General features: G+C 36.0%; 9 protein-coding genes (1 of these 9 only partly in view). 7 read left to right on the forward strand and 2 right to left on the reverse strand.

Annotation, left to right across the window (positions count from 1 at the left end; genetic code table 11):
- On the reverse strand, nucleotides 1-2,567 hold the 5' portion of the coding sequence (locus tag I567_RS03170; RefSeq protein ID WP_016250798.1) for a YfhO family protein. It extends 19 nt beyond the left edge of the window; 2,567 of the gene's 2,586 nt are visible here — the first part of the coding sequence; it begins with the start codon at nucleotides 2,565-2,567; its stop codon lies beyond the left edge, outside the window.
- Nucleotides 2,568-2,832: 265 nt separating this feature from the next.
- On the opposite strand from I567_RS03170, the gene I567_RS03175 reads away from it, so the two are divergent.
- Nucleotides 2,833-4,683 (forward strand): IS1634 family transposase, encoded by a 1,851-nt coding sequence (locus I567_RS03175; RefSeq protein WP_016250616.1) that lies wholly within the window; start codon nucleotides 2,833-2,835, stop codon nucleotides 4,681-4,683.
- A gap of 155 nt (nucleotides 4,684-4,838) precedes the next feature.
- Here I567_RS03175 and rpmB read toward each other — a convergent pair whose 3' ends face one another.
- A complete protein-coding gene (rpmB, locus tag I567_RS03180) occupies nucleotides 4,839-5,027 on the reverse strand; it encodes a 50S ribosomal protein L28 (protein ID WP_016250799.1) in 189 nt (62 codons plus the stop codon).
- A gap of 240 nt (nucleotides 5,028-5,267) precedes the next feature.
- On the opposite strand from rpmB, the gene I567_RS03185 reads away from it, so the two are divergent.
- The 6 genes from I567_RS03185 to rnc all read left to right on the forward strand — a co-directional run bounded on the left by I567_RS03185 (nucleotide 5,268) and on the right by rnc (nucleotide 11,743).
- Nucleotides 5,268-5,630: an Asp23/Gls24 family envelope stress response protein gene (locus tag I567_RS03185; protein WP_016250800.1), complete on the forward strand. Its 363-nt coding sequence runs from the start codon at nucleotides 5,268-5,270 to the stop codon at nucleotides 5,628-5,630.
- Between the two features lie 38 nt (nucleotides 5,631-5,668).
- Nucleotides 5,669-7,345: a DAK2 domain-containing protein gene (locus I567_RS03190; protein ID WP_016250801.1), complete on the forward strand. Its 1,677-nt coding sequence runs from the start codon at nucleotides 5,669-5,671 to the stop codon at nucleotides 7,343-7,345.
- 61 nt (nucleotides 7,346-7,406) lie between these two features.
- Entirely contained in the window at nucleotides 7,407-9,443 is a 2,037-nt protein-coding gene (gene recG, locus I567_RS03195; RefSeq protein ID WP_016250802.1) for an ATP-dependent DNA helicase RecG, read from the forward strand.
- A gap of 44 nt (nucleotides 9,444-9,487) precedes the next feature.
- Nucleotides 9,488-10,480 carry a phosphate acyltransferase PlsX gene (gene plsX, locus I567_RS03200; protein WP_016250803.1) on the forward strand — a complete coding sequence of 331 codons (993 nt, stop codon included), beginning with the start codon at nucleotides 9,488-9,490 and terminating at the stop codon, nucleotides 10,478-10,480.
- Nucleotides 10,481-10,597: 117 nt separating this feature from the next.
- Complete coding sequence (gene acpP, locus I567_RS03205; protein WP_016250804.1) at nucleotides 10,598-10,840, forward strand: acyl carrier protein; 243 nt, start codon at nucleotides 10,598-10,600, stop codon at nucleotides 10,838-10,840.
- Nucleotides 10,841-11,050: 210 nt separating this feature from the next.
- Nucleotides 11,051-11,743 (forward strand): ribonuclease III, encoded by a 693-nt coding sequence (gene rnc, locus I567_RS03210; protein ID WP_016250805.1) that lies wholly within the window; start codon nucleotides 11,051-11,053, stop codon nucleotides 11,741-11,743.
- Nucleotides 11,744-11,746: the final 3 nt, after the last annotated feature.

Consider the following 11,746-nt stretch of genomic DNA (forward strand, 5'->3'; position numbering starts at 1 on the left):
CGTTGATAATGGCAATATATGCTAAAAAGTACAATTGCAGTCATGCTGATTCCTGTACCTAAGAATAACCCTGGTGGATAATACGTCAAGGTTAGTGTGTGTTTGCCTTTTTTGACGGGTATCGTAATTAATGCATTTTTAAAGGCTTTTATTGGTACTTTTTTCCCATCAATTTTGGCTTGCCAACCTTTATCATAAGCTAAGGTAGTAAAGAGAACTTGATCTTCTTTTGCTTCAAAGGTCGCAGTCGCTTGGTTTTTATTCACTTGGAAAGCTACTTCATTTTGTCTTAGTACATTGATGGCTTGCTGATAAGCGTTGGTATCAAGTAGTAGTACTTTAGGTGTTAGGAAGGATAGCTTTTGATTCCCATTTAGGCTGATTGTGAATTGAAAAGTAGTATCCTGATTAAAGTAGCCTAAATTATAATATTGACCATTAATATCGATTTGACTTTCATAGCTTGAATGAGCTGTTGTTACTGTTGCGCTACTTGCATCCAATTGCGAGAAGTCAAAAGGAAACAGACTGACATAAGCTTGGGTATTTGCTGGAATAAATACTTGATAAGTAATTTTTTGTTCTTGGTCCGGATTTTGTTGAATATAGGTAGTAATATTGCCATTCTCATCAATTTTAGTGTTGGTTTGTTGCACTAAAGAGACTATAGTAAATTTAAAATATTCCTGGTTTTGTCGTGATAAGGCATTGAATAGATTTTTCTGGCTAGCTAGGTTATCGAATTGAGGTTGTTGGACTTTATAGATATCTTTGGGCGCAAGTAGACCTAATTCAAGGGCATTATGATTTTCATATAGTTGATAATCTCCTACTTTTTGCTTTTGGCTAAAGCCGTACTTTTCCACTGGTTGCGTAGATAAGTTGTACTTGATATCAAAAAGGCTATCCATCAATAGGGTATTGTTTGGGTAACGTAAATTAAGATTGGTGCCACGTGACCGAAATCCGAGTTGATTTAAATAGCTAGAAGCGTGACGATTACGCATAGATGAAAATAAGCCAATCCCAGCATAGTTATAATGAAAAGCATCATTCACCGAGACAGGATCGAGATTTTCTAGACGATAAAAATCTTGATTATGCTGTTTTGTATAACCAACCAATGCCGAAATAGCTGGATAAGGATCTGTATATAGTGAACGTGAAGCATAGACCCAATCATTGCGAATCCCTAAAATTAAGTAATAGGAATTGATAGACATTTCGCCAAATGCTATGACAAGTAAAACAAGCGAAAATATTTTTTTAGAAAAGTGATTCCGATAAATAAAAAGAATCATGTAAATCGTAAGGACAATTGCAGTTATCCATGCTGAAGAAGGCGTAAGAAAAAGATATTCTTTTTCAGCTTTTCCAAAATAGGCAATCGCAAATAAAAGTAGCCAAAATAAGCATGTATAGGATAATGTTATTCTTGAATAGTGATAGATATCCGTGAGGCCAAACCCTGCTAAATAAACGACAATAAATGAGAATAAAAAGGCAAAACGAAATAAAAACATATTAGGGGCGTGCATACCTTGCCAAAACAAATTTAAAGGTTCTAAATAAAAGCTTGCTATCAGTATGGCAATTAAAACGGTATAAGCAATTTTTTCTTTAAGTAAAAAACGTTTATTAAGATAATATAAGGTTAAGCAAATTAGACTCAGTAGCCCTACAAAAATAAAGGGAATAGAGCCGTATTTTGTCGTATCATAGACACCAATAAAATTTTTGACTAGTAAATCGAGTGTTGCGGTATCTTCGGTTTTCCATTGGGAGATTTTTGTGAGCGATTCACCGTTTGTCTTTAAGTCAATGAGCGTGGGCAATAAGATAAACATAGAAGCGCAGCCACTACAAATTCCCGTCATGAAAAATGGGATAATGGAGGCTTTGGTTTGTCTGAAATTTGCAACAAGTTGAACAAAAAAGAACATTACAGAGAATACACCAATCATAAAACCAAAATAAAAACTTGTGCAAAATAAAAGAAAATAACTGATAAATAATAAGCCAACTTTTTGTTTAGCGATGAGTCGTTGAATACCTAAAATCACTAATGGTAGATAAATAAAAGCATCGAGCCACATGATTAATTCTGATTGTGCAACAGCAAAAGATAAAAGTGAATAACAAGTGACCAAAGCAAGTCGCAGTGTGTCTGTTAGTTTGGGATAAGTTGACTTGGCTAGTACCCCAAAACTTAAACCCATCATGCCAAATTTGACTAAAGTTAAGAAGTATAGGGCATCAGGCATCAGTTGATTTGGGAAAAAGAGCACCAAAGGAGTAAAAATTCCTCCCAAATAATAGGCAGCTAGTGAAAGATAGTTTAAGCCAAGTGCGGCATTAAAGGTGTAAAAAATACTTTGTTTGCCCAGTAAGACTTGTTGAAAACTAGCATGAAAGTTGGAAAATTGGGCAAAAGCATCACTGGCTAAAATACTACGATCACTTCCAGGATAGATACCATTTAAAAGATAGACAAGTGCCATGATAGCTACTGGTATGAAAAAGCTAGCGAGTAAATAAGTTTTATGTTGTTTTATATATTGCTTCATGAATGAATAACCTCAGTATAAAGATAGTGTAAAAACATTGTACCATAAAAATGGGCAAAAAAAAGAAGCCACAACTAAATGCAGCTTCGTCATTTCGTTTATTAATTAAACTCGCTCAACTTTTCCAGATTTCCGGGAGTTTTACAGTTGAATTGAAATATTTTCGCTCTATGCCTTGGTATAAAGCTATTTTTTTGTCAAATTTTTTCAATTTTACACTCGTACTTTTTCGTACTTTATGGTATAATAGAGTTGGGTGATTACTATGGGAATGCGTTTAAAATCAACAAAATCTAAATATTCAGAGTCGTTTTCAATTATTGATGATTATACTCATCCTGAAACCAATAAACGCTCTACATTTGTTGTGGAGGCTCTAGGTTCTTTAAATTCATTGATGGAAAAATATCAAACTACAGACAGAGAAGTAGTTGTCAATCATTTGAAAGATTATATCGAAGAGCGAAAACAACAACTGAAGGCAGAAAATGGTAAAATGCTTATTGAAGTTGCTCAAAAGGATTTAATAGAAAAAGATGAAACCAGAATTTACAATGTTGGATATTTGTATATCAAGGATATTCTTTGTTCTCTAGGGCTAAAGCGTATATGTCAAGAAATTCAAACTCGATACAAAATACAATTTAATCTTTTTGATATCTTATGTGATTTAGTTTGTACACGTATTATTGAACCTTGTTCAAAACGCGCAACCTTTGAATACAAAAAACGTTTTTTACATCAATCTACTTATCAATTGGAAGATGTGTATCGGGCACTTCATATTTTGTATCAAGAACGATATACGATTGAAAATGCATTATATCAAGGATCTACAAAATTATATCCGCGCAATACTAATGTTTTATACTACGATTGTACAAATTTTTACTTTGAAACAGAAGAACCAGATGAATTTAGATTATATGGTTTTAGCAAAGAACATCGTCCCAATCCAATTGTTCAATATGGGTTGTTTATGGATGGTAATGGGATACCTTTAGCGGACTATGCTTTCGCAGGGAATATGAATGAGCAGCCTACGTTACGCAAATTAGAACAAAAAATTGAAGAAGATTTTCAGTTGAAAAAGTTCATTGTCGTTGCGGATGCTGGATTAAATGGTTGGGAAAATAAAGTGTATAATAACATGAAAAACAATCATGCCTATATTGTGACACAACCTATCAAGAAATTAAAAAAATCACTACAGGAATGGGCTATTGATCCTTCAGGTTGGAGAATTAGCGGCTCTAGAGAGAAATTCAATTTACAGGATATCATGAACGCCGCAGAAAATGCCGAAACTGATTTGAAACATTATAAAATAAATATTGACGGTACGGAACGAAATGTTTATGATTTGATTTTTTACAAAGAAAGATGGGAAAAGACAACAAAAAAATCTGACGTAGCCAAAGATAAATATTCTCTTGAAGAACGTTATATTGTATCGTTCAGCTTTCGTCAGAAAGCTTATCACGAACATATTCGTCAGAAAAAAATTGATCGTGCTCTTAAATTTATTGAAAATCCAAGCAAGTTAGATCGTAAAAATCAAAGACAGCCTAGCTATTATATAAAAACGACCACAACTACTGAGGATGGAGAAATCGCCTCTAACAAGGTCATTCAATTAGATACAGAAAAAATTAAAAATGAAGCAAAGTTAGATGGATTCTACGTAGTGACGACTGATTTAGAAGATAAAAATATCGGTATCATCATTCAAGCTAACCGTCAAAGATGGGAAATCGAAGAAAGTTTTCGAATTATGAAAAGTGAATTTCGAACCAGACCTATGTATGTTAGAAAAGAAGAATCAATCAACGGGCATCTATTAACCTGCTTTATCGCTCTTCTTGTTTATAGAATTCTTGAAAAACATTATTTGTCAGAAAAATATAGTCCAGAGCAAATCATTACAACCTTACGTCAAATGAATATCGTTTATCTTGAAGGTTCAAACTATACTCCTGCTTTTGACCGAACTGATTTAGTTGATGAATTGATGGATATTTTTGGATTCCAAGTGGCTAGAAAGATATTATCGCAAAAATATATAAAAAAATTTTCTAGAGTGGTTAACTCAGAAAAAAGTACGAAAATAGAATAAAGTAAGAAACGCCCCTAAAAGCTTATGTATCAAGCATTAGGGGCGTTTTATAATTAAATAACTGTAAAACTCAGGAGTGTAAAAACATTGTACCATAAAAATGGGCAAAAAAAAGAAGCCACAACTAAATGCAGCTTCGTCATTTCGTTTATTAATTAAACTCGCTCAACTTTTCCAGATTTCAAAGCACGAGTTGATACCCAAACTTTTTGAGGTTTGCCATCAATTAATACACGAACTTTTTGTAAGTTAGGTTTAACTGTACGTTTTGTAGCGTTCATTGCGTGTGAACGGTTATTTCCACTTTTAGTTTTACGACCTGTAAAGTAGCAAACTTTTGCCATGTGTTTTTCCTCCTTTGCCTTGATGTGGGAGCGATTATTTTCGTCTCATACCAAATTAATTTATCATATACTGAAAAAAAAGGCAAGAGATATTTTAGAATTCATTGACATTTTTTCTTAAACATTGTAAATTAAACAAGGTTAGAGGGATTCATTGAGCTATCCCTTTTCATAAGATAGTAGCTATGATAAAATAAACTTATTGAATAAAAATAAGGTCCAGATGAAGGAGGATTTCTGATGGCTGTAAAAATGATGACGCAAAATGGCTTAATCGAAATGTCTAATGATGTAATCGCAACAGTAGTAGGTGGCGCGGCTACAGATGTATTTGGGATTGTCGGTATGGCTAGTAAAAAGCAAATTAAAGATAATATTGATGAAATTTTACGAAAAGAGAACTACTCAAAAGGTGTGGTTGTCCGTCAAGAAGAAAATGGCGTGGCAGTAGATGTGTACACAATCGTTAGTTATGGAACAAAGATTTCTGAAGTTTCTCGCAATGTCCAAGAAAAAGTGAAATATAATCTTGAAACAATGCTTGGTGTAACTGCAAACTCAGTCAATGTTTTTGTTCAAGGTGTCCGTGTCTTACCAGAATAAACTAGCGGATAATTTTTAATGAGGAGGATTTTTTTCAAGTGGTGGTAAATAAGATTAGCGCTAGTCAGTTCCAAGAAATGGTACAAGCTGGGGCAACACGATTACAAGCAAATGCAGAATATGTCAATTCTTTAAATGTCTTTCCAGTTCCTGATGGTGATACTGGGACAAATATGAGCTTAACAATGACTTCTGGGGCAAAAGCTGTGAGTGATTCAGCTAGTGAGCATGTCGGTGAGTTAGCAAAATGCTTATCTAAAGGCTTACTAATGGGTGCTCGTGGGAATTCTGGAGTGATTTTATCACAATTATTCCGTGGATTTGGTAAAGCAATGATTGATTTTGAGAGCTTAGATGCCAAACAATTAGCAGCGGCCTTTACCAATGGTGTGAATACAGCCTACAAAGCTGTGATGAAGCCGGTTGAAGGAACGATTTTAACTGTTGCACGTGTCGGCGCTGAATTTGGTGAACGTAAAGCAAAAGAAAGTGACGATTGCGTTGAAGTCATGCAAGCAGTGGTAAATGGTGCGAAAAAAGCTTTAGCCAAGACTCCTGATTTATTGCCAGTCTTAAAAGAAGTAGGCGTAGTAGACAGTGGTGGTCAAGGATTATTATTTGTTTATGAAGGCTTTTTAAATGCTTTAACTGGTAATTTTGAAGAAGATGAACAGTTTACGTTAACATTGGCTTCTATGGATCAAATGGTTCACGCAGAACATGAGCGCTCGGTGCAAGGTCAATTAGCCACTGAAGATATCAAGTTTGGTTACTGTACAGAAATTATGGTGAAAATCGGGGAAGGCCCAACTGTAGATAGTGAATTTGACTATGATACTTTCCGTAATTATTTAAATGAACTTGGAGATTCTTTATTAGTGGTGAATGATGATGAAATTATCAAAGTTCACGTGCACACAGAACATCCTGGTGAAGTGATGAATTATGGTCAAAAATTTGGTTCATTGATTAAAGTCAAAGTAGACAATATGCGTTTACAACATGAAACAATTTTAGAGCATGACCAACAACAAGCGACCCCCCAAGCAAAACCAAAAATTCCATTTGGCGTCATTGCAATTGCGGCAGGTGAAGGCTTGAAAGAATTATTTACAAGTCTAGGTGTTCATTATGTCATCAGTGGTGGTCAAACGATGAATCCAAGTACCCAAGATATTATGGATGCTATCGAAGCCATCAATGCGGAACAAGTGATTATCTTACCAAATAATAAAAATATCTTTATGGCGGCTGAACAAGCGGCTGAAGTAGCTGAAATTCCAGTTGCAGTCGTACCAAGTAGAACGATTTCTCAAGGAATGACTGCTTTACTAGCCTTTAATCCAGAAGCTACCTTAAATGAAAATAAAGAACAAATGACTGAGATGCTTGAAAATGTCGTGAGTGGTTCGGTAACTCATGCGATTCGTGATACAAGTATTGATGGTATCGAGATTACAAAGGGCGATTTCTTAGGGATGGTAGATGGCAAGATTGTCGTTTCTAAACCACAGATTTTAGCTGTATGTATGGATACTTTACAAGCCATGATGGATGAAGATACAGAAATTATCACGATTATCATTGGTGAAGAAGGTAGCGAATCTCAAGCAAAAGAAATTGAGGCTGGATTATTAGCAATCAATGATGAACTTGAAATTGAAATCCATCAAGGAGATCAACCAGTTTATCCATATCTATTCTCAGCAGAATAAAGTATAAATGGTGGAGAGTGTGGGAAAACCTGCACTCTTTTTTTATATAAGGTGGTGTGAGATGAATTTACAAGATCCAGTAACAGCTTTAAGTGGCGTGGGGGAAAAACGCGCTGAGACCTTAGCCACTTTAGGGATTGAAACAATTGAAGATTTATTAAGCTACTATCCTTTTCGCTATGAAGATATTCAGGAACGCCAAATTCAAGAGATTAATGATCAAGAAAAGGTAACATTAAAAGGTTTGGTGGTCTCGCCAGCGGTATTAAATCGTTTTGGTTATAAGAAATCCAAACTTTCTTTTCGTTTGATGCAGGAAAATGATGTGTTTATGGTTAGTTTCTTTAATCAGCCCTATTTAAAGGATAAAGTCGTGGTTGGTGAAGAAATTGCTATTTATGGACGCTGGGATGCCAAACGCCAGACACTAAATGGCATGAAAATTTTGAGCAGTAGTAGTCAAAATGAAGGTTTTTCGCCGATTTATCACGTCAATAAATCCATTAGACAAACAACGCTGATTCAATTAATTAAGCAAGCTTTTGAACAATATTATGGCTATATCGAGGAGAATTTACCGCAAAATCTCGTTGATAAGTATCGTTTATTTGCTAGAAATGAAGCGATGTGGGCGATGCATTTTCCAAAAACAATGGAAGATCATCATCAAGCCAAACGCAGAGTGATTTTTGAAGAATTCTTTATTTTTCAGATGAAGATTCAAGGACTAAAGACAAAGGAAAAAGCGGAGAAAAACGGGCTCAGCATTCCTTATGATATCCAAAAATTAAAGGCCTTTATTGCGAGTCTGCCATTTGAATTAACGAATGCGCAAAAGAAAGTGACTAATGAGATTTGCAAAGATTTGTTAAGCCCTAAGCATATGCAACGTCTTTTGCAAGGAGATGTAGGGAGTGGGAAAACTATTGTGGCGGCGATTGTGCTCTATGCCGCAACCACTGCAGGCTTTCAAGGCGCATTGATGGTGCCTACCGAAATCTTAGCGCAACAGCATTACCAATCATTGGCTGAATTATTGCGTCCTTTTGAAGTGAATGTCGCACTTTTGACAGGATCGACCAAAACCAAAGAACGCCAGCAAATATTAACTGACTTGAAATCTGGAGAGTTAGATATCATCATTGGGACTCATGCCTTGATACAAGATGAAGTTGATTTTGCGCATCTAGGGTTGGTTATTACAGACGAGCAGCATCGATTTGGGGTAAATCAGCGTAAAGTTTTGCGTGAAAAAGGCTATAAACCAGATGTTTTATTCATGACCGCCACGCCGATTCCTAGAACTTTGGCCATTACCGCCTATGGAGAGATGGATGTATCAATTATTGATGAGATGCCAGCTGGTCGCATTCCAATTGTGACGCGTTGGGTGCTTCCTAAACAGCTCGACCAAGTATTGAAATGGGGGCAAACTGAACTTGCAAGCCACCATCAAATGTATGTCATCTGCCCGCTCATTGAAGAATCAGAAAGTTTAGATGTGGAAAATGCGCAAAAAATTTATGAGCAGCTACGGGATTATTATGCCCCTGATTATCAAGTGGGACTCTTACATGGACGGATGAAAAATGATGAAAAAGATGCGGTCATGCAAGCTTTTAAAGAAAATCAGTTACAAGTATTGGTTTCGACAACGGTCATTGAAGTAGGAGTGAATGTACCGAATGCGACGGCCATGATTATTATTGATGCAGATCGCTTTGGCTTAGCACAACTTCACCAATTAAGAGGGCGTGTCGGTCGGGGAAGTCAAGCCTCCTATTGTATCTTAGTGGCAAATCCCAAAAATGAAGTTGGGAAAGAGCGAATGAAAATCATGACACAGACTAATAATGGCTTTGTGGTCAGCCAAAAAGATTTGGAATTACGAGGACCAGGAGAAGTATTTGGAAATCGTCAATCAGGCTTACCGGTCTTTCATTTTGCCGATATTGTGGCTGATGCGCATATTTTAGAAGTAGCAAAAGAAGAAGCCCAAGCGATTTATGCGCAAAAAGATTGGCAGATTTTACCGATATATCAGGATTTAGTAAACTATCTAGGGACTGATAAAAATAATGGCGAATTTTTCGACTAACAGATATAATAGAATTATTCCATGAAAAAAGGTGAGGCGAAGAAATGAAGATAGCAGTCGATGCAATGGGCGGCGATTATGCTCCAGAAGCAATCGTTAAAGGTGTGATGTTGGCCCGTGAAAAATTTAATGATATTGAATTTCAACTTTATGGTAAAGAAGCAGAAATTAGAAAATATTTAACAGATGATCGCAATATTACGATTATTCATACAGATGAAAAAATCAATAGTGATGATGAGCCAGTAAAAGCCATTCGTCGTAAAAAACAAGCTTCGATGGTTTTAGCCGCTCAAGCCGTAAAAGATGGACGTGCTGATGCGATTCTTTCTGCCGGCAATACCGGAGCATTATTAGCAGCTGGCTTATTTGTTGTCGGACGGATTAAAGGAATTGAACGACCTGGTTTGATGTCTACTTTGCCGGTGATTGGTTCGACTGGCGGTTTTGACATGCTTGATTTGGGTGCCAATGCCGATAACAAGCCAGAACATCTAGTCAAATATGCCATTTTAGGCTCTTATTATGCGGAAAATGTTCGGAAAGTGGCCCAACCAAAAGTCGCATTACTCAATAACGGCACCGAAGACTCAAAAGGTAATGAATTAACCAAAAAAGCCTTTGAATTATTAAAAGCAACACCAGAAATTAATTTTATTGGTAATATCGAAGCGCGTGAAATTCTAGAAGGACGTGCCGATGTGGTAGTTACTGATGGCTTTACAGGTAATGCGGTATTAAAATCAATTGAAGGAACCGCCCTTAGCATGATGAAATTACTGAAGCATGCGATTTTAGATAGTGGTGTCAAAGGAAAAATGGGTGCACTACTTTTAAAAGGTGGCTTAAAAGACTTAAAAAACCAAATGGATTACTCTAAGCACGGTGGCGCGGTATTATTCGGTTTGAAGGCACCTGTCATTAAAGCCCATGGTTCCTCTAAAGAAGAGGCTGTTTATGCTACAATTAAGCAAATACATACGATGCTAGAAAGTCGCGTAGTAGAAAAATTAGTTGCTCATTTTGAAGAAGAATAGTGATACTTGTCTGCAACGATTGTCACGAAAATAAAAAAAGCTAGACAAAGAGACAATTTATCAGTAAAATGTAGAGTGACTGAACAGTAAGAAGTCACTATTTGGAGGTGAATGCCCGTGACACGAGAAGAAGTATTCAGTAAAGTGGCAGCAATTATTGCCAAACATTTTGAAATCAACGCAGAAGATGTGAAAGAAAATACGAATATTAAAGACGATTTAAATGCTGATTCAATTTCTGTAATGGAGTTTGTTTTAGAATTAGAAGATGAATTTGGTACAGAGATTTCTGATGAAGATGCAGAAAAAATCGAAACAGTGGGTGCGGCAGTAGATTATATTGCTAGTCACTTAGCTTAAAAAGGTTTATGTGAATTCAATCGCGCGGAGGATAAGTGAGAAGGTCTTGCTTGTACCGCGCGTATTTTTTTGTTTTTCGGACAAATAGTTTGGAAAAGCCATCAAAAAACTGATAAAAAGTCAATAATATCAAGGGTTTGTTTGCATTTTAAGGGGATTTTAGTATAATAGGAATGTATTTTCATATTAAAAGATAAAGGAATGTTGGTAATGGATCAAAAGCTAATTACAAATTTAAAGGAAAACTATCAAATTATTTTTAATAATGTAAGTTTGTTAGAGCAAGCATTTACCCATTCGTCTTATGTGAATGAGCATCGCAATTTGCATCTGTCTGATAATGAACGTTTAGAATTTTTAGGTGATGCCGTGTTAGAATTGCTCGTTTCACGCTTTTTATTCCAAACTTATCCAAATGTCACAGAAGGTAAGTTAACCAAACTACGGGCAGCGATTGTTAGAGAGGATTCTTTGTCACAGTTTGCTAAAGAGTGCCAATTTGACCAAGCTATCCGTTTAGGTAAAGGGGAAGAAAATTCTGGTGGTCGCAAGCGTCCTTCTTTGCTATGTGATTTATTTGAATCTTTCTTAGGTGCCTTGTATTTGGATCAAGGTTTAGAAGTGGTGGAACAATTTTTAAAACAAGTTATCTATCCTAAAGTATTAGCTGGTGCTTTTTCACATGAGATGGATCATAAGACAAGATTACAAGAAATATTACAAAAAGCAGGCGATGTATTGATTGATTATCGTCTGATTAAAGAAGAAGGCCCTGCCCATGATCGACTTTTTTCAACAGAAGTCTATTGTGATCAAGTCTTAATTGGAACAGGTAGCGGTCGTTCGAAAAAACTAGCAGAACAAGCGGCGGCGGCTGATGCTTTAAGCCATATTGAAGAATAAGCG

Origin of the sequence: Enterococcus cecorum DSM 20682 = ATCC 43198 (assembly GCF_000407565.1) — a bacterium.
GTDB classification, from domain to species: Bacteria; Bacillota; Bacilli; order Lactobacillales; family Enterococcaceae; genus Enterococcus_E; species Enterococcus_E cecorum.

What these genes read in the sequence shown, in the direction of transcription:
- I567_RS03185 (WP_016250800.1), top strand. Translation starts at nt 5,268, where the DNA reads ATGGCTGTAAAAATGATGACGCAAAATGGCTTAATCGAAATGTCTAAT.
- rpmB (WP_016250799.1), bottom strand. Translation starts at nt 5,027, where the DNA reads ATGGCAAAAGTTTGCTACTTTACAGGTCGTAAAACTAAAAGTGGAAAT.
- rnc (WP_016250805.1), top strand. Translation starts at nt 11,051, where the DNA reads ATGGATCAAAAGCTAATTACAAATTTAAAGGAAAACTATCAAATTATT.
- I567_RS03175 (WP_016250616.1), top strand. Translation starts at nt 2,833, where the DNA reads ATGGGAATGCGTTTAAAATCAACAAAATCTAAATATTCAGAGTCGTTT.
- recG (WP_016250802.1), top strand. Translation starts at nt 7,407, where the DNA reads ATGAATTTACAAGATCCAGTAACAGCTTTAAGTGGCGTGGGGGAAAAA.
- plsX (WP_016250803.1), top strand. Translation starts at nt 9,488, where the DNA reads ATGAAGATAGCAGTCGATGCAATGGGCGGCGATTATGCTCCAGAAGCA.